At 63.8% G+C, this 23,568-nt stretch carries 22 protein-coding genes and 1 pseudogene; 8 read left to right on the top strand and 15 right to left on the bottom strand.

What is annotated here, in order from left to right:
- Position 1: 1 nt before the first annotated feature.
- Positions 2–1,499, bottom strand: a pseudogene (locus B0G74_RS38705) (alkaline phosphatase family protein).
- Positions 1,500–1,869: 370 nt separating this feature from the next.
- Between B0G74_RS38705 and B0G74_RS38700 the strand changes: the two are divergent.
- From B0G74_RS38700 to B0G74_RS38680, 5 genes are all read left to right on the top strand, one after another.
- Positions 1,870–2,745 carry a glutamate/aspartate ABC transporter substrate-binding protein gene (locus B0G74_RS38700; protein WP_243658561.1) on the top strand — a complete coding sequence of 292 codons (876 nt, stop codon included), beginning with the start codon at positions 1,870–1,872 and terminating at the stop codon, positions 2,743–2,745.
- 103 nt (positions 2,746–2,848) lie between these two features.
- Positions 2,849–3,262: a DUF302 domain-containing protein gene (locus tag B0G74_RS38695; protein WP_132382194.1), complete on the top strand. Its 414-nt coding sequence runs from the start codon at positions 2,849–2,851 to the stop codon at positions 3,260–3,262.
- Between the two features lie 185 nt (positions 3,263–3,447).
- Positions 3,448–3,837 carry a DUF6232 family protein gene (locus tag B0G74_RS38690; RefSeq protein ID WP_132382192.1) on the top strand — a complete coding sequence of 130 codons (390 nt, stop codon included), beginning with the start codon at positions 3,448–3,450 and terminating at the stop codon, positions 3,835–3,837.
- A 165-nt stretch (positions 3,838–4,002) separates the two neighbouring features.
- The gene (locus B0G74_RS38685) at positions 4,003–4,365 is read left to right on the top strand and encodes a hypothetical protein (protein WP_132382190.1); all 363 of its coding nucleotides are present in this window, start codon (positions 4,003–4,005) and stop codon (positions 4,363–4,365) included.
- A gap of 254 nt (positions 4,366–4,619) precedes the next feature.
- The gene (locus tag B0G74_RS38680) at positions 4,620–5,711 is read left to right on the top strand and encodes a hypothetical protein (protein WP_132382188.1); all 1,092 of its coding nucleotides are present in this window, start codon (positions 4,620–4,622) and stop codon (positions 5,709–5,711) included.
- 92 nt (positions 5,712–5,803) lie between these two features.
- On the opposite strand, the gene B0G74_RS38675 is transcribed toward B0G74_RS38680, so the two are convergent.
- A complete protein-coding gene (locus B0G74_RS38675; RefSeq protein WP_132382186.1) occupies positions 5,804–8,257 on the bottom strand; it encodes a glycogen/starch/alpha-glucan phosphorylase in 2,454 nt (817 codons plus the stop codon).
- Positions 8,258–8,989: 732 nt separating this feature from the next.
- Between B0G74_RS38675 and B0G74_RS38670 the strand changes: the two genes are divergently transcribed.
- The gene (locus B0G74_RS38670; protein ID WP_132383264.1) at positions 8,990–10,357 is read left to right on the top strand and encodes an MFS transporter; all 1,368 of its coding nucleotides are present in this window, start codon (positions 8,990–8,992) and stop codon (positions 10,355–10,357) included.
- A 232-nt stretch (positions 10,358–10,589) separates the two neighbouring features.
- On the opposite strand, the gene ltaE is transcribed toward B0G74_RS38670, so the two are convergent.
- The 3 genes from ltaE to B0G74_RS38655 all read right to left on the bottom strand — a co-directional run bounded on the left by ltaE (position 10,590) and on the right by B0G74_RS38655 (position 12,981).
- Positions 10,590–11,597 (bottom strand): low-specificity L-threonine aldolase, encoded by a 1,008-nt coding sequence (gene ltaE, locus B0G74_RS38665; RefSeq protein WP_132382184.1) that lies wholly within the window; start codon positions 11,595–11,597, stop codon positions 10,590–10,592.
- 149 nt (positions 11,598–11,746) lie between these two features.
- On the bottom strand, positions 11,747–12,514 hold the full coding sequence (locus B0G74_RS38660) for a peptidoglycan DD-metalloendopeptidase family protein (protein ID WP_132382182.1): 768 nt from the start codon (positions 12,512–12,514) through the stop codon (positions 11,747–11,749).
- 155 nt (positions 12,515–12,669) lie between these two features.
- Positions 12,670–12,981, bottom strand: coding sequence for a cupin domain-containing protein (locus B0G74_RS38655; protein WP_165924014.1), 312 nt, complete (start codon positions 12,979–12,981; stop codon positions 12,670–12,672).
- A gap of 250 nt (positions 12,982–13,231) precedes the next feature.
- On the opposite strand from B0G74_RS38655, the gene B0G74_RS38650 reads away from it, so the two are divergent.
- Together B0G74_RS38650 and B0G74_RS38645 are read left to right on the top strand one after the other, a co-directional pair.
- Entirely contained in the window at positions 13,232–13,552 is a 321-nt protein-coding gene (locus B0G74_RS38650; protein ID WP_132382178.1) for a hypothetical protein, read from the top strand.
- A gap of 175 nt (positions 13,553–13,727) precedes the next feature.
- Complete coding sequence (locus B0G74_RS38645; RefSeq protein WP_132382176.1) at positions 13,728–14,474, top strand: DUF2968 domain-containing protein; 747 nt, start codon at positions 13,728–13,730, stop codon at positions 14,472–14,474.
- Positions 14,475–14,628: 154 nt separating this feature from the next.
- Here the strand turns inward: B0G74_RS38645 and B0G74_RS38640 are convergent, their stop codons facing one another.
- The 10 genes from B0G74_RS38640 to B0G74_RS38595 form a co-directional block, all read right to left on the bottom strand.
- Positions 14,629–14,946: a DUF4148 domain-containing protein gene (locus tag B0G74_RS38640; RefSeq protein ID WP_132382174.1), complete on the bottom strand. Its 318-nt coding sequence runs from the start codon at positions 14,944–14,946 to the stop codon at positions 14,629–14,631.
- Positions 14,947–15,212: 266 nt separating this feature from the next.
- A complete protein-coding gene (gndA, locus tag B0G74_RS38635) occupies positions 15,213–16,622 on the bottom strand; it encodes an NADP-dependent phosphogluconate dehydrogenase (protein WP_132382172.1) in 1,410 nt (469 codons plus the stop codon).
- 177 nt (positions 16,623–16,799) lie between these two features.
- On the bottom strand, positions 16,800–17,432 hold the full coding sequence (locus tag B0G74_RS38630; RefSeq protein ID WP_132382170.1) for a DUF938 domain-containing protein: 633 nt from the start codon (positions 17,430–17,432) through the stop codon (positions 16,800–16,802).
- Positions 17,433–17,452: 20 nt separating this feature from the next.
- Positions 17,453–18,058 carry a pyridoxamine 5'-phosphate oxidase family protein gene (locus tag B0G74_RS38625; RefSeq protein WP_132382168.1) on the bottom strand — a complete coding sequence of 202 codons (606 nt, stop codon included), beginning with the start codon at positions 18,056–18,058 and terminating at the stop codon, positions 17,453–17,455.
- A 31-nt stretch (positions 18,059–18,089) separates the two neighbouring features.
- Positions 18,090–18,959 carry an NAD-dependent protein deacetylase gene (locus tag B0G74_RS38620; RefSeq protein WP_132382166.1) on the bottom strand — a complete coding sequence of 290 codons (870 nt, stop codon included), beginning with the start codon at positions 18,957–18,959 and terminating at the stop codon, positions 18,090–18,092.
- 54 nt (positions 18,960–19,013) lie between these two features.
- Positions 19,014–19,232 (bottom strand): oxidoreductase-like domain-containing protein, encoded by a 219-nt coding sequence (locus B0G74_RS38615; protein WP_132382164.1) that lies wholly within the window; start codon positions 19,230–19,232, stop codon positions 19,014–19,016.
- Between the two features lie 88 nt (positions 19,233–19,320).
- Positions 19,321–20,085: an SDR family oxidoreductase gene (locus B0G74_RS38610; RefSeq protein WP_132382162.1), complete on the bottom strand. Its 765-nt coding sequence runs from the start codon at positions 20,083–20,085 to the stop codon at positions 19,321–19,323.
- Positions 20,086–20,190: 105 nt separating this feature from the next.
- The gene (locus B0G74_RS38605; protein WP_132382160.1) at positions 20,191–21,087 is read right to left on the bottom strand and encodes a glutamate/aspartate ABC transporter substrate-binding protein; all 897 of its coding nucleotides are present in this window, start codon (positions 21,085–21,087) and stop codon (positions 20,191–20,193) included.
- 76 nt (positions 21,088–21,163) lie between these two features.
- Positions 21,164–22,411 carry a D-amino acid dehydrogenase gene (locus tag B0G74_RS38600; protein ID WP_132382158.1) on the bottom strand — a complete coding sequence of 416 codons (1,248 nt, stop codon included), beginning with the start codon at positions 22,409–22,411 and terminating at the stop codon, positions 21,164–21,166.
- Positions 22,412–22,529: 118 nt separating this feature from the next.
- Positions 22,530–23,405 (bottom strand): LysR substrate-binding domain-containing protein, encoded by an 876-nt coding sequence (locus B0G74_RS38595; protein WP_132382156.1) that lies wholly within the window; start codon positions 23,403–23,405, stop codon positions 22,530–22,532.
- Between the last annotated feature and the right edge of the window lie 163 nt (positions 23,406–23,568).

Raw genomic sequence — 23,568 nt, 5'->3', positions numbered from 1 at the left:
GTTACTTCGGGCCCGGGAAGCCAAGAGCGTCCGCCTTCGTTCTCAGCTCCGCGAAACGGCCGCCCACCGGGCTCACTGACGTATCGGGGACGGTGCTTCCTGGCGTGACCTGGCTCTTGTCCAGTTCTCCGATGCCGGTCACGGCCGAAGCGCCGGTGGACGCCGACGCCGCGCACGCCGCGCCGAAAACACCCTGCGTGACGGCGATGGCAGGCGCGTCGGTGCGTGGCGCGTCCGCCAGATCCAATGCGTACGCCAGGTTGACCGTTCCCGGATCGCTTCCCCGCACGCCGAGCGGGTCGAGCCCGAAGCGCCAGGCCAGCAGTTGATGGATCGAACTAGGATCGAACGGATAGCGCGACACGCTGTTCGCCCGCACACGCGGTCCGAGCAGCACGCAAGGCACGCGAAACCCGAGCCGCCCGTCGTTGCCCAACGCGCTTTCGGCGGCCGACACCGTCCTTATCGGCGGCGCGACATGTTCCATGAAGCCGCCCCACTCGTCGTAGACGATGATCACGAGCGTCTTGCTCCAGTTCGGGCTGGTGCGCAGCGCATCGTAGATCTGCCCCAACAGCACCTGGCCGTTGCGGACGTCGGCATGCGGATGGTCGTCGTTCGACGTCCCCTGTGCTTCGCCGCCGAAACTCGGATCGACCATACAGAACGACGGCAAGGTGCCCGCGGCGGCATCGGTCAGGAAATCGGCAAACAGCTTCGAACGGCCGACATAGCGGGTTCCATAGAGCGCCGTGAACGGCACGTCGTGGAAGTAGTAGGTCGACGAGATGTTCTTCGCGTCGAGACGGTCCCAGATGGTCGGCAATGACGAAGTGTCGAGCGTGTCGGAAAGGCGGTCCGTTTCACCGCTATGCAGGTAGACGCGATTCGGGTAGGTGTCGGCAAGAATGCCGCTCATGTAATAGTCGCAGACGGTGTATTGCGCGACAGCCCCCTGGTAGAACTCCAGATCCGTGGCCTGGAAATAGCCGATCGGCAGCAAGTCGCCAGGCGTGAGGCTGGTGGCCGGCGTCAGCAGGAAGCCGTTCATTGCGCCGTTTGCGAGGTGGGTGCGCCCGGCGTCGTACGCGTGATCCGGGTCCGCGTATGCGCAGCCCTGGAAGCCATAGGCCGCATTTGCCGTGAGCGCGAACGACGCGCGGGCCGTGCCGAACGCATCAGTCAACGTGCGCCCAGCCTGCGCGCTTTCGGCGTTCGGCACCCAGCCGAGCAGATGATCGAAGGAACGGTTTTCCATCGTGACGAGGACGATATGGTCGATGCCGGAAGTCGACGGATCGGGCAACGGAGGACGCGGAAGATTGGCGCGATCTGGCGCGATCTGGCGGGATCGCTCCGATCGCAGGATTGGTCGACCCGCCTGATCCGGAGTTGCCGCCGCCACCTCCGCCGCAAGCCGACAACGCAATAGAACTTGCCAGCGCAGCGAGAATTTTCCGGCGTGCAGGATCAGGCGGATTGGTGGGCCGAGTGCTCATTTTGTTTGTCTCCAGGGTCGATGTGCAATTCGCGCGGCTGTATTCGTTCGTGCCGCCGCGCGACTCCGTCGACCGAAGTAGCATTTAACGTTCCCCTCCCCCGAGCGGATTCCGGCCGCGATGCCGACAGGCGAAATCACACGCATTCGCAGACGTGGATTGCAGCGCAGCGTGACCGGCCCTTGTGAGGCACCCGTCGATCCCTTGTGCCGCTCGTGCAACCAAAGCGGCCAAATGTTTGGCGTATCAGTGGTTAACATATGTTGCATTAAATATTTTTCTGGCAACATATGTATCAAATCGGCCGCGCACACGCGCAGAGACGGGCTCTTACCACGATGGGGAAATTGTTATGAAACACAGGCTGTTGATGGCCCTCGCGACTTTTGCCGTTATTTCGACCACCGCCTCGGCGCAGGAGACGCAGTCGACCCTGGCAAAAATCCAGAACGGAAATTCGATTTCGATCGGCCACCGCGAAACATCCGTGCCGTTTTCTTACGTTGATACGAATAATCAGGTGATCGGATTTTCCCAGGATATTTGCAACAGGATCATCGACGCGGTGAAGGCCAAGACTGGCCACCCCGATCTGCGCGTCCGCTTCATACCGGTTACTTCGCAGAACCGCATTCCACTCGTGCAGAACGGCACAGTCGACCTCGAATGCGGGGTGACGACGAACCTGACGGCCCGGCAAAACCAGGTCGCGTTTTCCGACACGTTCTTCGTTGCCACGACGCGTCTCCTGACGCGCAAAGACTCCGGCATCAAGGATTTCGCCGACCTTGCCGGCAAGACCGTCGTGACCAACCAGGGAACCACATCAGAACGTCTCCTCAGGAAAATGAACGAGGAGAAAAAGATGAACATGCAGATCATCAGCGCGAAAGATTACGGTGAAGGCCGTGTCACGCTCGAAACCGGCCGGGCCGTGGCCTACATGATGGACGACGTCCTGCTTGCCGGCGCGCGCTCGCTAACGGCCAAGCCCGCCGACTGGGTCATCGTGGGAACGCCCCAATCGTCCGAAGCGTATGGCTTCATGCTCCGCAAGGACGACCCGGAGTTCAGGAAGCTGGTCGACGACGTCATGATTCACGAGATGAAAAGCGGCGATATCAAAACCATGTACGACAAGTGGTTCATGAAGCCGGTACCGCCGAAAGGCATCAACTTTGACTTTCCCATGAGCGAGGGACTGGAAAAATTGTACGCAGCGCCGAACGACAAGTCGTTTGATTGAGACTGGGCAAAAAATCGACCACGCTGGTTCCGGGAACACCTAAACTGAGCTGGTGCGCTCGTCTGGACTACGTCGAACGCGTACCGTCCGCATTGGAGACACCATGACCACCAACTCAACTACTGAGAGTGCCGATAACGGCATCGTCACCTTTGCAAGCGCGCGCTCCGGTGCCGCAACAACCGAACGCCTCCAACAGTCGATCCGGGAACGGGGGCTGATGCTTTTCAGCTGCATCGATTTCAGTGGCGACGCCGAGCGAGCCGGGCTCGCGCTAAGCTTCAGTCAACTCGTGATCTTCGGCAACCCCAAGGCTGGTACGCCATTGATGCAATGCGCGCCTACTGCTGCGCTGGATCTTCCGCTTAAGGTACTCGTCTGGGAGGATGCCGATGGCCGTACATGGTTGTCGTTCAACTCGATCGAGTATCTCCGCCAACGTCATGGACTTCCGGATGATTTGATGAAGCCGCTCAGTGGCGTGGTCGCTCTGGTCGAGGCAGCCGCTGCGCATTGACTAGGCGGAGAAAGACAATCCATCGCCCGCGCCATGCGGGCAGAAAAATCCAGTGATTGCAGGTTTGAGCCGACTGCGCACGCTCCCCTTGCGCAGTCGGCCTGTGAGCCGGCGAAAGGCCCCGTAACTTTCGACATTCGAAGTCTGGTACGCTGCGGCCTTTGCTACCGCTTGCATTCGACTCGATGGAAACCCCTTTCAATGATCGTGGCGTGTCGGTCACGCGCAACGCACTCTCGTCCGCCGGCCAGGTCTTTCCGCTGCGCGATATCGTGGACGTGCGGGTCGTCACCGTGCCGAAGAACAAGGTCTTGCCGCTCACGATTTCGCTGCTTGGACTCGCCGGCGCTATTGTCGGCGCGATATTGCGCTCCCCGGCCGGCATGGTGTGCGGCACGATGCTGGTCGTGGTCGGCTGGCTCACCTGGCTGACCCAGGACATCACGCATCGTCTGATGGTGCGAACGGCGAACGGCGATCGCGAAGCGCTGTCGAGCACCGATCGCGATTTCGTCGAACGCGTCGGCGTGGCCGTGAACGAGGCGAAGGCCACGGCTGCGGCGCCGAAGGTTTGATGCGGCGGTTCGCCGCTGTTTGCCGCGTTACCACACCACACGCAGCCCGCGCGTTAACACAATTTTAATTCGCCGCGCGGCAGCTTTTGCGCTTCCTTGAGACGCGCGCCGTTATTGTGGGCGGGTGCCAACAACGCGCGCCGCCCGCCGGGTCGGCGCAACCCTATGCCCCCCTCCGTCGCCACGTCCGATCTCCCCATCACGCGCACCTCCTCGCGCACCCAGCGCGCGCCGCAAGCGCCGCACATGGCTCGCCGCACGCATATCGTCGTGCCACTCGTCATCATCGACGTCACCGTGCCCGGCAGGTCGTCGGCCGACGGACGGCGCGCGTTGCACGCCGCGCTCGGCGACGACCTGCGTCTTTATGTCGTCACCATCGACCAGCAACGCGAGCGCGTGACCTTCCGCGTCGAAGTCACCTCGCGCACCCTCGAAGACGTGATCGGCCTGCTGACCGTCAAACTCGATCGCGCCACGCTCGGCCGCGCGCAATCAACCGTGATCCGGCGTCCGCGCGACTATTGATGTAGATCGACACTTGCACGGGCCGGTTGCCTGCCGCGCCCGCGCCGTCACACATCTTTGCAATTGCACTCGAGCGGCCATGTAGAGTCGCCGCTCCTGTTATCGCGTGTTCCCTTCCGCAGGTTCGCAAGCGCCCCGGTTTCACCGCGCACGCCACGGCCAATCCGGCGAGATTGCCGCTCGTGCTGTCCGCCTCACAGCGTGCGATGCCTCGCCTTCGTCAGGGACCCGCCTTTTTGCAAAGCGTGTGATCTATGTTCCTGTCGTCTCTCGATACCGCGCGCCGGCATTTACGCCTCGCCCTGCATCATTCCAGCGCGGCCGCGCTTGTCGTGACCGGGGCGCTCGCCGCACTCAGCGGCTGCGCCGTCACCTTCCCCACGCCCACGCCGCCCGCGCCAACCACCTCCCTGATCAACGGCGGCCAGGACGGTCTGCTGATTCCGCTGCAAGTGGAGCGCGTCGACGCAGGTCACGCGCGCCTCGGCCTGCCGATCCAGCTCGACGGCAAGCCGGTGTATGTCGCACTGGACACGGGCACGCAGGGCGTGCGCGTGCTGAAGTCGGTCTTGCCGGCCACGAATTATCCGAACGCCGGGCCATCGAGTTCGCTGCCGTTGGCGAACGGCGCGCAAGTTTCCGGCGCAGCCGTGAAATTGCCAATGAGTCTCGCAGGCACGAAGCCGGCGCAGATCGACGTACAAGCCGTCGAAATGGTGAACTGTCAGCCCAACGCCCGGCGCTGCGTAGGCATGGATGGCTACACCGGTGAATTCGGCTGGGCGTTCTCGGGTCTGTTCGGCGTCGGCGCGGCGCAATCCGATGACACGTGCTGCACGCAACCGCTGCGCGCGTTGCCCGGCAATATCGGCCAGCGCTATCTGGTGCACTCGAACTTTGCGAAACCTTACCTGGTGCTGAGTCCGTCGAGCGCGATCACGAAGGACTACACGATGGTGCCGTTGACTGTTCCCCAAGACGGCACCGCGCAATGGCCGAGAGGTTGCGTGAACGTCGGCGACAAGATGACCTTTTGCGCGCCGCTGGTGTTCGCCACGGCGAGCACCGATATGATCCGCATCGAAATGGACAAGGCGCCGAACTGGACCGGCGACGACGAAGCGGGCAAGGTGCTCAATCAAGGCAACTACAACGCGGCGGTCGGCACGGGCAAATGGGTGCATCGCTATGAAGGCGCGCAAGTGACGATCGTCAAGGCGAAACCGGGCGCCGACCGCATCGTGATCGGCCTGATGGGCATGCAGAATATCGACGTGCTGTTCGACTTCCCGCATGGCCAGATGGGCCTGCGTGCCGCGAACGGAGTCGAGCAGTTCGCGCAATAACCACACTCGCAGCAGACAGTAAAAAAGGCCGTGCGATTCATCAACAATCGCACGGCCTTTCCACTCCGGGACTGAAACGAGGCAAGCATCCGCTATTCGATATTCAGCGGATTCACATGCCAGATATTGCGTGCATATTCGCCGATCGTGCGATCCGACGAAAACTGACCCATGCCCGCCACATTCTCGATCGCGCTTTCGGCCCACGCGCGCTTGTCGACGAAGCGCGCGTCCACCTCGTCCTGCGCCTTGGCGAACGCGGCGAAATCGGCGAGCACCATGTAGTGATCGCCCCAATCGACCAGCGTGTGGAAAATATCCGAGAAGCGCAGCGGATCATCCGGCGAGAAGAAGCCCGTGCGGATCTGGTCGAGCGCCGTGCGCAGTTCCGCGTTTTCTTCGTAGATTTGCCGCGGCCGGTAGCCGGTGGCGCGCAGGTTGTCCACTTCGTCGGCGGTGTGGCCGAAGATGAAGATGTTCTCGCGGCCCACCGCATCGCAGATTTCGATATTCGCGCCGTCCATCGTGCCGATCGTCAACGCGCCGTTGAGCGCGAGCTTCATGTTGCCGGTGCCCGACGCCTCCGTGCCGGCCATCGAAATCTGCTCCGACAGATCGGCGGCCGGAATGATCAACTCCGCCACGCTCACGCCGTAGTTCGGCACGAACACCACTTTCAGGCGGTCGCCCACTAGCGGGTCGTGATTGACCTTCTCGCTGACGTCGCCGATCAGCTTGATGATCGTCTTCGCCATCCGGTACGCGGACGCGGCCTTGCCGGCGAACATCACCACACGCGGCACCCAGTCGCGCTCGGGATTCGCGCGAATCTGGTTGTAGCGCACGATCACGTGCAGCACGTTGAGCAGTTGCCGCTTGTATTCGTGAATGCGCTTGACCTGCAGATCGAACAGCGCATCCGGATCGAAATGCAGTTTCGTGTGATGCGCGAGACGGTGCACGAGCCGCAATTTGTTTTGCCGCTTCGCTTCGCGGAAAGCCTCGATAAAGCCACTGTCCGTGCGCAGGTTGCGCAGTTGCTCCAGTTCGAACAGATTGCTGCGCCAATGCTTGCCGATCTGCTGATCGATCAGCGAGGACAGCGACGGGCTCGCCTGCGCGAGCCACCGGCGCGGCGTGATACCGTTGGTCACGTTGGTGAAGCGGTCCGGATAGATGCGCGCGAAGTCGGCGAAGATATCGCGCGTCATCAGTTGCGAATGCAGCTTCGAGACGCCGTTCACCTTGTGGCTCGCAACGATCGCCAGATACGCCATACGCACGCGCCGCTGCCCGTATTCGTCGACGAGCGAAATGCGCCGGATCATCTCGGCGTCATGACCCGACTGCTCGCTGACGTGCTTGAGAAATTGCGCGTTGATCTCGAAGATAATCTCGAGGTGCCGCGGCAACAGGCGCGCGAGCATCTCCACGTCCCACGTTTCAAGCGCTTCGGGCATCAGCGTGTGATTCGTGTACGAGAAGATCTGCGTGACATGCTTCCACGCCTTGTCCCACTGCAGATGGTGGACATCCACCAGCAAACGCATCAGTTCGGGAATCGCAAGCACGGGGTGCGTATCGTTCAGATGCACCGCCACTTTTTCGGAGAAGCGCCCAAACGTGCTGTGCGTGCGCTGATAGCGGCGAATCAGATCCTGCATGGTCGCCGAGACGAAAAAGTATTCCTGCCGCAAACGCAGCTCGCGGCCAGCCGGAGTCGAGTCGTCCGGATACAGCAGGCGCGACACGTTCTCCGACATGTTCTTCGTGTCGACCGCGTTGCGGTAGTCACCACGATTGAACGCGCCGAGATCGAGTTCTTCCGTCGCGCGCGCGGACCACAGGCGCAGCGTGTTGGTCGCGTCGGTTGCGTAACCTGGAATGACGGTGTCGTACGCGGTGGCGTTCACGTGCTCCGTGTCGATCCATTCGACATGTTCGCCACGCTGCACCGTGCGGCCGCCGAAGTGCACCATGTACTTGATCTCGGGCCGCGGAAACTCCCACGGATTACCCGCGCGCAACCAGTAGTCCGGCGCTTCGACCTGCTCGCCGTTGACGATCTGCTGACGGAACATGCCGTATTCGTAACGAATGCCATAGCCGAAACCCGGAATGCCGAGTGTCGCCATCGAATCGAGAAAGCAGGCCGCCAGCCGGCCGAGGCCGCCGTTGCCGAGCGCGGCGTCCGGCTCGATATCGGTCAGCGCATCCATGTCGACGCCGAGACTCGCCAGCGCTTCCTTCATCTGGTCATGAATGCCGAGAGCGAGCAAGGCATTCGTAAACGTCCGGCCGATCAGGAATTCCATCGACAGGTAGTAGACGCGTTTCACGTCCTGTTCGTATTGCAGGCGCGTGGTCTTCATCCAGCGCGCGACCAGCCGGTCGCGCACGGCAAGCGCCGCGGCGTGCAGCCAGTCATGCGGATGCGCGGTGACGGCGTCCTTGCCGACGCCGTACATCATGCGATTGGAAATTGAGCGCCGTAGCGCGTCGACGGTACTGTTGAGCTGGTCGAATTCCAGATCGACGGCTGTCATCGAAGCCTCCGGGAAAAAAGACGCGACATACGCGAACCGCACAGATGACGGGCGGGAGGCGCGTGCCGGTCAGGCGGGTTAAGAAGCAGAGTACGACATTTTACGACCACCGGACACTGGCGAGCGCGAGCGCTTGGTTACGCACATGCCATGCCCGCCGACATCAGCCGACGCGGCGTTTTTTCGCACGCGCGAGGTGCAAGCCACGTGTGCGTGGCACTGCGCGCGTGCATCGGTTGCGCAAAACAGGCAAACGATTGCGAAGCGTCCAATGCGTATTGAATGGAAGGCAAGGCCATTATTTTTTCGCCGCGTGACGCGCGGATGAATGAGCCGATGGGCCGGTGCGTGGTCAAATCGAAGCGCCTCGTCTGTCAAGCGATTGTGCCGGAGTGGCGTGTGACAACGCGAGCGCGCAGCAGTTCGCGGATGGCGTGCGGGCTCGACCGTTAGTTGCATTAGTGACCTGTGTGATCAGCGCCCTCTCCGCCCAGGTCCCAGCACGATTTCCGCGTCTCTGTAACAATCACTACATTCGTCGCGCGCCCCGCCTGAAACGCGTCAAACGCTGGACTCAGGCCAACGCGCCACACGCCACGCAACTCCTGCCACTCGCGCGCCGAGCGCCTCGACTCGTCCGGCTGCGCGCGGGCATGCTCAACCCGACGAACCACCGCCTTGTCCGACAAACCCAGCGCCACCGCCGCCCAACCCTTCCCCGCGGACGTTCCGATGTCCGCCGCCAACCGCCGCGCGATGGCCGCGATCATGCTCGCCGTCGCGCTCGCCACGCTCGATACCGCCATCGCCAACACCGCGCTGCCCGCCATTGCCGCGGACCTGCATGCGGCACCGGCGGCGTCGGTGTGGATCATCAATGCGTATCAGCTCGCGATGGTCGCGACGCTGCTGCCGCTCGCCGCGCTCGGCGATATCGTCGGGCATCGGCGGATCTACATCGGCGGCATTGCGCTTTTCACATTGGCGTCGCTGGCGTGCTCGCTAGCGACGACGCTGCCGCTGCTGGCCGCCGCGCGCGTCCTGCAAGGCCTCGGCGCGAGCGCGATCATGAGCGTGAACACCGCGCTGATCCGCTATCTGTTTCCGCCGCACCGGCTCGGACGCGGTCTGGGCACCAACGCGCTGATCGTCGGCGTGTCGTTCGCAGTCGGGCCGACGGTGGCGTCGCTGATTCTGTCCGTGGCCGCGTGGCCGTGGCTGTTCGCGGTCAACGTGCCGCTCGGTCTGCTGGCGTTGGGATTCGCGTGGCCGGCGTTGCCGCACACCGAGCGCGGCAAGCACAACTTCGATCCGGTCGCCGCGCTGCTGAACGTCATCACCTTCGCCGCGTTGATCTTCGCGCTCGGCGAGGCGGCCCAGCGCGCCTCGACGCAACTGGTGCTGGGCGCGGCGGCGACTGCCGTGGTGTTCGGTCTGCTGCTGATTCGCCGCGAAGCGGGCCATCCGGCGCCGATGCTGCCCGTCGATCTGTTCAAGCGGCCGGTATTCGCGCTGTCGGCGGTGACGGCGGTTTGCTCGTTCGCCGCGCAAGGGCTGGCGTTCGTCTCGCTGCCGTTCTACTTCGAGGACGTGCTGCATCGCAGCCAGGTCGAAACCGGCTTTCTGATGACGCCGTGGCCCGTGGTGGTCGCGCTGGCCGCGCCGCTGGCGGGCAGCCTGTCCGACCGCTATCCGCCGGGACTGCTCGGCGCGATCGGTCTCGCGGTGATGTCGGCGGGGATGGCGTCGCTGGCGCTCCTGCCGGTGCATCCGCACGTTCTCGACATCGGTATCCGCATGGCGATTTGCGGCGCGGGCTTCGGTTTCTTCCAGTCGCCGAATCTGAAGGCGTTGATGGCGAGCGCGCCGCCCGAGCGCAGCGGCGGCGCAAGCGGCATTGTCGCGACTGCGCGGCTGCTTGGGCAGACCACCGGAGCGGCGCTCGTCGCGTTGAGCTTCGGGATTGCCGGCCGGCATGGGCCGACGCTGGCGCTGAGCACCGGCGCTTTCTTTGCGGGCGCGGCGAGCCTCGCGAGCGGCCTGCGTTTGCTGGCGCCGTCGCATCGGTCGGGGGCGCATGCGAAAGCGTCGATGAAATGAAAAAGCGGACGCGCTGGGGTGACAGTGCGTCCGCTTTGTTTTGCTGATTTTCGTTGCTGCTTTTGTTCGGCGCCTCGTCTTGCGATCCGGCTTTGCGGCTGTTGCCAGCGGCATTGATACGCGGCGTTCCCGTGCCTCAGTCTTCGCCGCGCATTGCCGGCCAACTTTGCGCCCAGACTTTTGCGAGCGCGGCCGCTTAAAAACTCAAGTTCGACCGCGCTCCGCCCAAACATCACCGCGCCGCGAAATACCCCTTCACCGCGGCGATAAACGTATCGATATCCCCACGCGACACGTCCTTATGCGTCACAAATCGCGACGCATACAGCATCTGCGTGAGAATGCCGCGCTCCTTGAGCCATGCTTCGAGCGGCGCGCAGTGCTGCTGCGGAAACTGCGCAAACACCATATTAGTGGCGACCGACTGCACTTTGACCTGGTCGATGGCCTCCAGACCTGCGGCCAGATGGGCGGCGTGTGCGTGGTCGTCGGCGAGGCGCTCGACGTTGTGATCCAGCGCGTACAAGCAAGCCGCCGCCAATACGCCGGCCTGACGCATGCCGCCGCCCAGCACCTTGCGCCAGCGGTGCGCAACGTCGATCAGCGCGCGGCTGCCGACCAGCACCGAGCCGACCGGCGCGCCCAGTCCCTTCGAAAAACAGACCGAGACCGAATCGAACGGCTCGCACAACGCCGCAACCGGCTTGCCCGACGCGACCGCCGCGTTGTAGACACGCGCGCCGTCGAGGTGAGCGGACAGGCCGTGCTGACGCGCAAGCTGCACCGCCTCGGCAACGTACCCCGCCGGCAACACCTTGCCGCCGATGGTGTTTTCCAACGCCAGCAGGCGCGTACGCGCGAAGTGGTTGTCGATGGGTTTGAACGCGGCAGCGATCTTCTCCAGCGGGATCGAGCCGTCCGCGGCATTTTCGAGCGGCTGCGGCTGGATGCTGCCGAGGACCGCCGCGCCGCCGCCTTCATACTTATAGGTGTGCGCCAACTGGCCGACGATGTATTCGTCCCCGCGCGCGCAGTGCGCCATCAGGGCCGCCAGGTTGCTTTGCGTGCCGCTCGGGAAGAACAGGCCGGCCTCCTTGCCGGTGCGTTCGGCGAGCGTGGCCTGCAAACGCAACACGGTGGGGTCGTCGCCCCAGACGTCGTCGCCGACTTCGGCGGCCGTCATGGCCGCGAGCATCGCCGGCGTTGGACGGGTTACGGTATCGCTGCGTAAATCGATCATTGTGTGTTCCTGTGCGCCTGTGAATGACAGCCTATGACAGCCGGTCGACGCACCGCGCCGTCGGTATCGACGGGCGGACACGGCGCCGGCAGTTTAGCCACACAGTATATTCAATTAACGCGGCGCTGAAATCGCGCTAAAAAGAAGCTTCAGCCGCCCGACCTGGGCAGCCACGCGAGCGGATCGACCGGCTGGCCGTTCTGGCGGACCTCGAACTGGATCGACGCGACACCGCGGCTATCCACTCCGACTTCACCGATGGTTTGCCCCTGCGCGACCGCGTCGCCTTCCTTGACGAGCAGCGTGCTGTTCTGCCCGTAGGCGGTGATCAGCGAGTCGTCGTGCTTGATGATGATGAGCGGGCCGTACGCCTCGATACCCGAGCCGGCATAGACGACGCGGCCGGTAGCGGCTGCCTTGACCGGATCGCCCGCACGCCCGCCGATTACGATGCCGTTCGATTTACCCGGCGCGAAGGCTCTCAGCACCGGGCCGCGGACCGGCCATTGCAACACGCCTTGCTGCGGTCCGGCAGATGCCGGGGGCGCGCCGGGCGTAGCGGGACCGGTCGGCCCGACGGCAACCGGCGGCGTCACGACACTGCCCGAGGCCATCGGCGGAGAGACTCGCAGCACTTGGCCCGGCGTAACGGCGGCATTGGCCGCAAGGCCGTTCCACGCCGCGACCTCCTGCGGTTTGCGGCCATATGCCGAAGCAATCCCGCCGATCGTGTCGCCCGGATTGACCCGGTAGAAACCGGCGGGAACCGGAACCGTACTGAGCGTGGTCGGGCCGGAAGGCGTGCTGCTGTAAAACGGCGTGCTCTCCCACGGCATCGTCGTACAGCCGCTGAACATCACGCTGAGTGCGGCCGCTGCCAGCAACCGGGTCCCCGTCAATTGCCATGGTCTTGTCATGTGATTTTCCTCGACACTTTGTTCAATCAATCGGATTCAATCGATGCCCAAGCATTTGCCGTGCCGCTCGTCTCGAGGGCGCGGCGACGGTTATCCATTATGCCGCCGTGCGCGGCGACAACCGCGCCGGCATGGCATCGGCCGTCCGCCAACATTCAGACGCTGCCTTGCGCCTCGACCACCAGAATGCGCGCCGCGCCGATCGGATGCGCCACATGTTCGGTGCCGACCGTTGCGTAGAACACGTCGCCCGTCTCCAGAATGGCCGACTGTTCGACGCCGCCTTCGCGATAGCGCATCTCAACGCGGCCATCGAGCACGGCGAACACTTCCTCGCCGTCGTTGACGTGCCATTTATAAGGCTGATCGGTCCAATGCAGGCGCGTCGTGATGCCGCCCATGTTGGCGATATCGAGCGCGCCCCAGGCGTGCGTCGCGGTGAAATTCTTGCTGCGAATGATCTTCATGGTCACGAGGCAGTTGAGAAAAACGATACCGGCCAGTCATGCGATCCATTGTGCATAGCGGGCCGCCAGGCCTTGGGCGAACCACCTCCCGGCTGGCCCCATTATAGGTGCGCTGGCCCGCTCGCCCGTCGTCAGCAGGCCGCGCGGCCGATTTGTGTGAGCATTGAATCCTTTGAGCCCTCGCCTATACTCAGTCATGCTGCCGCGACGCGCCGTAAGCAAAACGATTGATTCCGCGAGGGGGTTGAGAATGAACAAAGCCACTTTTCTGGCCGTGCAACTCCACGTCGACGATGTCGCGGCGTCGCCTGGTCTGGTCGAGTTGCTGAACACGCACCTGGTCTTCGCCGCCGACGTGGCCGAAGCCGCCGACGCCCTCGTCCAACTTGCCAGCATTGCGGGATTGTCGAGCGGCGTGGAGGCGAGCGTCGAGATTCCTGCTTTGGCGATCGAGCGGCTGCGCGAGGCGCTCGACAATCTGAGCGGCTACGACGAATCCTGGCTGCTCGCCCTCGAACCGAGCCGCGCATTATTCGATGAAATAGGCCGCCGGCATCGCACGCTGCATTAGTGCCACGCACGCGGATTGCATCCGGGCTGCATCCGTATGCCGCGCACCCCCGGCGTCCGTTCACCAACGCCGCCGGTCCGCCATGTTTCGCTCACCGCTCGCCTGCCAGACTAACCGGCACGCTTCACTGTCGGCGCCGTTTGCGGATTTCGGGCGACTCAACCGGAGGACCGCCGTGAAAAGTCTCCTGAACCGCCGCCACGTGCTGGCAGGCCCGTCGCATCTCGTGCATGACGTGCGCGCGAGCGCCTCCGATCCCGCCTCGTCCGACGACAACGAACCGGCAGCGGCCGATGGCTCGTCCGCCGGCTCCGCGGCGCTGGACGCGGCACCGAGGCCGGTTCGTCCGGTGAGCACCTTGCGGCCGGTGCCGGTGGTGCCGGCACAGGTCGGCGTGCGCGGCGTGCAGATTGCCGACATCGCCGAAGTCGAATGGCTCGCCGAAGAGGAAGCGTTGACGCCGTTTCGCGTATTCCGCAGCTTCGACTATTCGGTCAGCCTGCTCTTCCATGCGAAGGAACTGACCTACTACGTCGCCCTGTATGAGGACGGCTCGCTGTGGCGCGCACTGAAAGCCACCGATCTCGAAGCCGCCCAAACCGCCTTCCATCATTTCGAGGAGCAGGCGACGCGGCTCGCGGACGGCGAAACCCGCCGCGCCCAACTCGAGGCGCAGAACGAACAGCTCGCGCGCATGATCGCGCGCTCCGAGGCGCAGGCCGAGCGGCTGCGCAGCGATCTGCAAAGGCGCGGCACGCACGAGCAGGCGGTGTCGAACCGGCAACATCAGGTGCGCAAAGAGGTGTCGCAACTGGAAGCGCAGCGCGTGGCCGCCCAGGCGCATCTGAACAAGGCGCATCGGCAGATTCATCAGCTCAATCTGACGAGCAACGAAGCGATTCCGCATTTGCCGAATCGTTGAGGACCGCGGGTCGACGAGCGCGCACCGACATCGTGTCGGATGCCGGCGCCCGCGCCGCGCCGTAAACGACAAACGCCGCCCGGCAATCCGGACGGCGTTTTTATTTGCTTGCCGCCTATGAGCCAGGCGGCATTTCCATCAGCTTCGGCGTAAATTAGTTGCCGAAGTAAACCGAGTTACGGTCGTTGCTGCTCACCGGACGGCCAGCTTGCGAGCTGCCGGCGATCGGTGCGCCGTAGCCGCTGTTCACAGCCTGGGCGGTGCCGTTTTGCGCATCGACACGTGCCTGGGCGGCCTGGATGTTAGCCGGGTAGTCGAAGTGATCGCCCACCGGGTTGTAACCGGCCTTTTCCAGCTGAACCAGTTCAGCGCGGACTTGAGCGCGCGTCACCGGCTGATTCGATTGAGCAAACGAAGCGACAGGAGCGGCCAGAGCGGCGGCGACGACAACTGCAGAGATAAGAGCCTTCATGATGTAAACCTCCAGAACTTGTTTTTTAATTCGCTGTGGGCTTGTTGTGCCGTAGCGCTTAAATAGAAGTTTAGGAGTGTCGACACCTAGGGGAAACCCCTAAAACGACGAAACTCTATTTCGAATTTCGCAACAGTAGCAGACGGACCGAACCGCCGCGCTACCTGTCCGCTGCCTTTCAGCAATAATTCATCAACTGGGTTTGAAGCGCTTTCACAACCCGGCGCGCCTTGCTGCAAGGGCGCGCCGGACTGCGATTCAAACGCTCAGCTCCAGTTCGCGTGGAAGCTGCCCGGCTTGTCGATGCGCTCGAACGTATGCGCGCCGAAGAAATCGCGCTGCGCCTGCACGAGGTTCGCCGGCAGGCGTTCCGAACGATACGCGTCGAAATACGCGATCGCCGACGCGAACGCCGGCACCGGCACGCCCGCGTTGACCGCTGCCACCACGACCTCGCGCAACGCCGCCTGATAATTCCTGGCGATGTCTCGGAAATACGGATCGAGCAGCAGATTGGCAATCGCCTTGTCCTTCGTATAAGCGTCCGTGATCTTTTGCAGGAAGCGGGCGCGGATGATACAGCCGGCGCGGAAAATCTTCGCGATCGTGCCGTAGTCCAGATCCCACTTGTACTCTTCCGAGGCGGCGCGCAGTTGCGCGAAGCCTTGCGCGTACGAAATCACCTTGCTGAAATACAGCGCGCGGCGCACCGATTCGATAAAGGCGTCGCGTTCGACGCCGAGCGGCCTGGCCTGCGGCCCCTCCAGCAATTTGCTCGCTGCCACGCGCTGCGTCTTCAGCGACGACAGCACGCGCGCGAACACGGCTTCCGTGATCAGCGGCAGCGGCGCGCCGAGGTCGAGCGCGTTCTGACTGGTCCACTTGCCGGTGCCCTTCTGCGCGGCGCGATCGAGAATCACGTCGACCAGATCCTTGCCGGTCTCGTCATCTTTCTTGCTGAAAATCTTCGAGGTGATTTCGATCAGGTAGCTGTCGAGTTCGCCCTGATTCCACTCGGTATAGACCTTGCCGAGTTCTTCGTTCGACAGCCCGACCACCTGCTTGAGCACCGCGTAGCTTTCTGCGATCAGTTGCATGTCGCCGTATTCGATGCCGTTGTGCACCATCTTCACGAAGTGGCCCGCGCCGTCCGGCCCCATGTAAGCGACGCACGGCTCGCCGTCCGGCGCCTTCGCGGCGATTTCGGTGAGGATCGGGGCCACGAGGTCGTATGCGTCGCGCTGGCCGCCCGGCATGATCGACGGACCTTTCAGCGCGCCTTCTTCGCCGCCCGACACGCCCGTGCCGATGAAGTGCAGACCTGACTTCGCGAGATCCTGGTTGCGGCGGATGGTGTCGGTGAAATGCGTGTTGCCGCCGTCGATCAGAATGTCGCCCTTGTCCAGCAGCGGTTTCAACTGATTGATCGTGGCGTCGGTGCCTTCGCCTGCCTTGACCATCAGCAGAATGCGGCGCGGCTTTTCCAGCGACTCCACGAATTCTTCCAACGTGAAAGCCGGCACCAGCTTCTTGTCCGGATATTCGGCGATGAGTTCGTCGGTTTTCTCGCGGCTACGGTTGTACACCGATACCGCGTGGCCGCGGCTCTCGATGTTGAGCGCCAGATTCCGGCCCATGACCGCTAGCCCCACCACGCCGATTGCCTGTTTGCCCATGTGAATTCTCCAGAGTCCAAAAATGTCGTGACGCCGCGCCGGAAAGAACGTCAGTGCGACGTCGAGGGTGAAAGAATAAAAGAAATGCCAGCTTGCCGCTCGTTGGCGGACACCGGGCGGCGCTTTTCAGTCCGTCGAGTCCGCGTCCAACCCGCGCTTAACCTGCATTGACGTTCGTCAGACCCACGCCGCGTCCGCGCGTTTCCTGAACACCAGACTGAAATTGTTGGCCGGCATCGCGATCGGCTCGTCGCACACGAGTCCGACTGAAGCGCCCAACGCCACCACGGCTTCCATGTCGCGCACGCCCCATTCCGGATCGCGGCCGCGCAACTGCTGATCGAACGCATCGTTGCTCGGAGAAGTATGCGCTCCGCCGCGTTTGTAAGGACCGTACAGATACAGTACACCGCCATCGACGAGACGGCGGCTCGCGCCCGCGAACAGCGCCTGCGCCGCGCTCCACGGCGAGATGTGAATCATGTTGATGCACACCACGGCGTCGAGCGTGTCCACGCGCCAGTCCGGCTGATGCACGTCGAGCGCGAGCGGTGCGCGCACGTTCGCGAGCCCCTCGTGCGCGGTCCACGCGGCGATCGAATCACGCGCGCTGGCATCGGAGTCGCTCGGTTGCCAGTCGAGTCCGGGCATGGCGCGGGCGAACCAGATTGCGTGCTGACCGGTGCCGCTCGCGATTTCGAGCACGCGGCCGGTGACCGGCAGCGCCGCACGCAACACCGCGAGGATCGGTTCGCGGTTGCGTTCAGCGGATGGCGAATGTTGCCGCAACGCCGATTGGGAATCTGTCATGTTCAGGTTCGGTTTCAGTTTCAGTACAGGGTCGTGCGCACGCGTTCGGCGAGTTCGCGATCGTAGGTGGCCGCGTCGAACTGCACGCCGTTGATGCGCCGATGAATCGCGCCCGCGCTCGGCAGCCGCGAACGTTCGACGTGCCGCGCCGGGTCCCACAGTTTCGAGCGCACCAGCGCTTTCGAGCAGTGGAAATAGACGCTGTCCACGTCGATCAGCTGCACGGTGCGCGGCAGTTTACCTTCGACGGCGAAACTGTCCAGCCAGTGCGGATCGTTGGTAATACGGCCGCGGCCGTTCACGCGCAAACTTTCGCCGACGCCGGGAATGATGAAGAGCAGCGCGAGCCGTGGCTCGACGATGATATTGCGCAAACTGTCGAGGCGATTGTTGCCGATCCGGTCCGGCAGCGCGAGCGTGCGTTCGTCGACGATGCGCACGAAGCCCGGCGCGTCGCCGCGCGGCGAACAGTCGAGGCCTTCCGGTCCGGCGGTCGCGAGCACGGCGAACGGCGCGACTTCGATGAACGCGCGATAGTCCTCGTTGATGTATGAAATCTCTTTGCGCACGGCGCGCTCGTGCGGCTGACCGTAGAGGGCTTCGAGCTGTGCGATCGTCGTCAACATCGGCATTCCTTTTTATATCGGTGTGACCGGTTTAATCCAGCGCCAGGCGGCCGGCCAGCGCGGTCAGCGTGGCGGCGCACGGGGCGGCGATTTTCAGCGACAACAGCGGATCGGCGCGCGTGCGCCCCAGATTGATCGCGACGACCGGCTTGCCCTGCTTCTGCGCCCACACGCAAAAGCGATAGCCGGAGTAGACCATCAGCGACGAGCCGACCACCAGCACGGCGTCCGCCGCGTCGAGCGCGTGCGAGGCCGCCTCCACGCGTTCCTTCGGCACGCTTTCGCCGAAGAACACCACCGCCGGCTTCAGCAAGCCGCCGCAGTTCGAGCACGCCGGAATGCGGAAGCCGCCGAGATCGTGCCATTCGAGATGCGCGTCGCCGTCGGCGGCGGTTTCGGCGGTCACGTTCAGGAGCGCGGGATTGTCGGCTTCAAGGGTCTGCTGGATCGACGCGCGCGCGTGTTGCATGCCGCAGTCCAGACACGTCACCCCATCGATGCCGCCATGCAGTTCGATCACCTCGCGGCTGCCCGCCCGCTGATGCAGGCCGTCGACGTTCTGCGTCACCAGCGTCGGCACGTGGCCGGCCGCTTCGAGCCGGGCCAGCGCGGTATGCGCGGCGTTGGGCTGCGCGTGCGCGACCACCGGCCAGCCGACCATGCTGCGCGCCCAGTAGCGCTGGCGCATGGCGAGCGTGCCGAGAAACTCCTGCACCGTGATGGGCGGCGAGCGTTTCCACTCGCCATTGTCGTCGCGATAGCCGGGAATGCCGGAGTCGGTGCTGATGCCCGCGCCGGTCAGCACGAACAGCCGCGGATAACGCTGCACGAAGCGATGCAGGTCGTCCAGCGTGTGCGAATCATTCAGGGGTTCGAGCGGCGCGGACTGAAGGTCGGTCATGACGGGGCATGGTGAAGGGCTGCGGCGATCTCAAGGCTAAATCTCGAGCGCCGTTCAACGGTGCGAACGCGGCTTGCTCTGCCGCGTTGCCGTATGTGGCGTCTGCTGCGCTTGCCGCGCCTGCCACTCGGCGAGCGCGGTTCGATAACGTTCGAGCGCGTCGTCGTAGAGATCGAAAACACACGGATTGCAGCCGCTATGACAACAGTCGTCGAGATCGGGCTGCACGGGCGGCACCGGTTGCGGGTCGTCCTTGGGTGTGGCTCGGGGCACGGCGAATCGCTTTCCATCGAGGCGGGAAGCGATCAGTATAAGTTGATCTCGCGCCGCTTGCTCTTTGCGTCCGGCGCGCGCGCGGCCGTCACCCCCGCCCGACGAACGGCATCTTGCTCGCCATGATCGTCATGAACTGCACGTTCGCCGAGAGCGGCAGCTCCGCCATGTGCAGCACGGCGTCCGCCACGTGTTGAACGTCCATCAGCGGCTCGACCGCGATTTCGCCATTGGCCTGCGGCACGCCGCGCGCCATGCGTTCGGCCATTTCCGTCGCCGCATTGCCGATGTCGATCTGCCCGCACACAATGTCGTATTTGCGGCCGTCGAGCGACACGGCTTTCGTGAGGCCGGTGATGGCGTGCTTGGTCGCGGTATAGGCAATGCTATTGGGCCGCGGCGCATGCGCCGAGATGGAACCGTTGTTGATGATGCGCCCGCCGCGCGGGCTCTGCGTTTTCATCAGACCGAAGGCCGCGCGCGTGCACAGGAACACGCCGGTGAGATTGGTGTCGACCACCGAGCGCCATTCGTCGATATCGAGTTCGTCGATATCGACTGGCGAACCGTTGCGGCCGGCGTTGTTGAACAGCACGTCGAGCCGGCCGCGGCGCGCGCGGATCGTCTCGAACAGCGCGGCGACGCTATCGGCGTTGGTGACGTCGCACGCCACGGCGAGCGCGTCGCCGCCGAGTGGCTGCGCCTCCTGAACGACGGCGTCGAGCGGCGCCTGACGACGGCCAGCCAGTACGACGCTATAACCGTGTTCCAGCAGCTTGAGCGCGCACGCGCGACCGATCCCGCTGCCCGCGCCCGTCACCAGCGCGACCTTCTTGACTCCCGTTTCCGTCACGGCACGTCTCCTCGTTTGTGCAGTTGATGCATGGTGTGGACCACTGCACACGAACCTGCCGGACCGGACGGCGTGGAAAGCGCCACGGAAACGCCCAGCGGGCGATCAATCGAGCGCGCGGTCGTTCGGGTTCGCGAACAGCGACTTCATATCCGCCGACAGCGGATAGTTCAGGTTGATGCCCTTCGGCGGAATCGGCTGCGTAAACCACTTCTGGTACATGGTCGCGGCCTCGCCCGAGGTTTGCAGCCGGGCGATCACGCCGTCGGCGAGTTTCTTGAACCCCGGGTCCTCCTTGCGGAACATGCAACCATACACTTCGGACATCGGCGAGGTGCCGGTGATCAGGTAGTCGTCCGCGTCCGCCTCTTTGGCTTTAGCACCATACAACAGCGGATCGTCCATCACAAATGCCACGGCGCGGCCGGTCTTCACATTGAGGAACGATTCCGCGTGGTCTTTCGCGCTGATCAGGCGCATGTTCATGCCCTTCTCGTTGTTCATCTGCCGCAAGAGGCGTTCCTCGGATGTGCCCGCCGTGGTCACCACGGTCTTGCCGGCGAGATCGGGAAAGTCCTTCACACCCGAGCTTTTCTTCACGATCATGCGCACGCCGTACTGGAAGAAGCTGTTCGAAAACGCCACCTGGTTGTCGCGGTCTTTGGTGTGCGTGGTCGAGCCGCATTCGATATCGACGGTGCCGTTCTGCACCAGCGGAATGCGGTTTTGCGACGTGATCGGCACTTCCTTCACTTTCAGATTCGGCAGGTTCAGTTCCTTTTTCACCTCGTCGACGATCTTCAGCGCGATGGCTTGCGAGTAGCCGATCACCTGCTGCTGTTCATCGTAGTAAGAGAACGGCACCGACGATTCGCGCACGCCGAGCGAAATCACGCCGGTGTCGCGGATTTTTTTCAGCGTGGCGCTAGTCTCTTCGGCCCGCGCGGTGCCGGCAAGCGTCGTGGCGATGGCGATCGTGGTGAGGGCTACAGCGAGTTTCATGAGGTCTCCTTTCGTGGCGCCGAAGCGGCGTGTTGTGGTGGTTCTGTAAAGACGGCGTAATGCAACGCACTGTGCGCTAGCGCTGCCATGCATAGGCGCCGAGGTCGAGCGGCGGCGTGCGGCCCGCGATCGCATCGGCGATCACACGCGCACTGCCGCACGCCAGCGTGAAGCCGAGCGCGCCGTGTCCCGTGTTGAGCCACAGATTGCGATAAGGCGTGGCGCCGATGAACGGCTTGCTGTCCGGCGTGGCCGGCCGATGGCCGCACCATGTCTGCGCCTTCGCGTAGTCGCCGGCATTCGGGAAAATCTCCTGCGCCTGGCGCTTGAGCAAGGCCAGACGCCGCTCGCGTTGCGCGACATGCATGCCGGCGATTTCGACCATGCCGGCAATCCGCAAACGCTCGCCGAGCGGCGCATACACCACCTTGCGATGCAGATCGGTCACGCTCACGCGCGGCGCCTGGCCGGGCGCGCCCGGAATGGTGAGGCTATAGCCGGTGAGCGGATACATCGGCAACCGCATGCCGAGCTCGCGCAACAACGGCGCGCTGCCGTTGCCCAACGCGACCACGAAGGCATCCGCGCGCCATTCGCCTTGCGGCGTGCGCACGGCCACCGCAGAGCCGCGCTCGGTGACGAACGAGTGAACCGGCGTCTCGTAGTGAATCGTCACGCCGTAGCGCGCTTTCAGCACATCGGCGAGCGCGACGCTGAAGCGGTGGCAATCGCCCGCCTCTTCCGACGGCGTATGAATCCCGCCCGCCAGCAACGGCTGCGCGCGTTCGAGCGCGGGTTCGAGCGCCACGCAGGCGGCGGCGTCGAGTGCACGCTGATCGGAGCCGGCCGTTTGCAGATAGGCCATCTTGCGACGTGCCGCATCGAACGCATTCGCGTCACGGTACACGACGAGTTTGCCGTTGCGCACGTAGTTGAAGTCGATCGCTTCGCGTTGCACGAGATCGTGCAGCGTAGCGCGGCTCAACGCGCCCAGTTGCAGCATCTCAATGGCGGTTTGACGCGCGCGTTCGCCGCGGCAGGCGAGCAGAAACGACAGGCACCAGCGCCACTGCTGCGGATCGAGACGCGGCACGAAACGCAACGCGGAATCGCTTCGCAGCAGCCATGCGGGCAGATGCGGCAGAACCGATGGATCGGCGAGCGGCGCGACATAGCTATAGCTCAACTGGCCGCCGTTCGCGAAGCTCGCTTCGAGCGCCGCACCGTCGCGGCCTTCGAGAATCGTTACCTCGTGGCCGTCTCGCGCGAGTTGATAGGCGCTCGTCAAACCCGCCACGCCCGCACCAAGTACACATACCCGCATAAACATCACGCCTTCGAAGATTCATCCACATGAGTGTGGCGCGACGAAATGCGCGCAGCAAATGAGCAGATGCACGGCTCCATAACCCAGGGTTAAGAGCTCGAACCCGAGGGACGGCTCAGCCGAAGGGCGCGCGCAACACGTCGAGAAACGCGTTGCCGGCCTGCGAGTCCATGCCGCCGTCGCGCCACAGCGCGAACACGCCCGCCGACAGCGCGGGCGTCACCGGCCGGATCGCGACCGGCTCCGCGCCGCTGCGCGCCGTCAGTTCATCGAGCAGCGCATAGCCGATGCCGCGTGCGGCGAGAGCGCGCGCCACATACCAGGTCTGCGCTTCGACGGCGGCGACGCTTTCATCGAGGCCCTGCGCTTCGAGCGCATTGCCGATCAATTCGCCAAGCGGATCGGTATTGCCGATGCTGATCCAGTCGCGCGCGAGGAAGGCCGCGAGATCGATCGGCTGCCGCGCGTCGGGATCGTCGGGCGGACAGACACAGACGATCGCCGTGCGGCCCAGCTCGACCGCGGTGATGCCGGGCCGCGCCGGTGGATTCAACGCGATCGCGAGATCGAGATCGCGCGTGAGCAGCGCGTTGAACAACTCCTCCGTATGCCGCGTCTGAATCTTCAGCGACACGCGCGGAAAGTCGCGGCGAAACGCCTGCACCGTCGGCGGAATCAGACTCAGCCCGAGACTCGGCAGACAGCCGATGCGTAGGTGCCCCTCCGGTTGCAGCGCGAGATTGCGCGCCAGATGGCGAATGCCGTCGAGATTCGCCTGCAGCTTCTGCGATTCGGAGAACAGCAGCTCCGCTTCACGCGTCGGCTGCAAGCGGCCATGCACGCGGTTGAACAAAGCGAAGCCCAAGCTGCGCTCGGCATGCGCGAGCGCCTTGCTCACGGCGGGCTGCGACACGCACAGCAGTTCCGCCGCTTTCGACAGCGACCCCGTGCGCATGATGGCGTGAAAAATTTCGATGTGACGCAAACGCATGGACGCATGACCGGCACGAACCGGCGAATTAGGCACAGTAAGTTGGACGAGCGGCCGTCCTGAAGGCCCGGCCGTCGCGAAGCATAACGTCTTTCAGCGCGCTTTCATTATTTGCCGTTTCTGTCCGCGGGCGCGTCGCGGCGCGCATCAATGGTATCGTCTG

Source organism: Paraburkholderia sp. BL9I2N2, from assembly GCF_004339745.1.
Taxonomy (GTDB): Bacteria; Pseudomonadota; Gammaproteobacteria; order Burkholderiales; family Burkholderiaceae; genus Paraburkholderia.
Note: the sequence above shows the minus strand (reverse complement) of the source record. Positions and strands in the feature narration are given on the sequence as shown.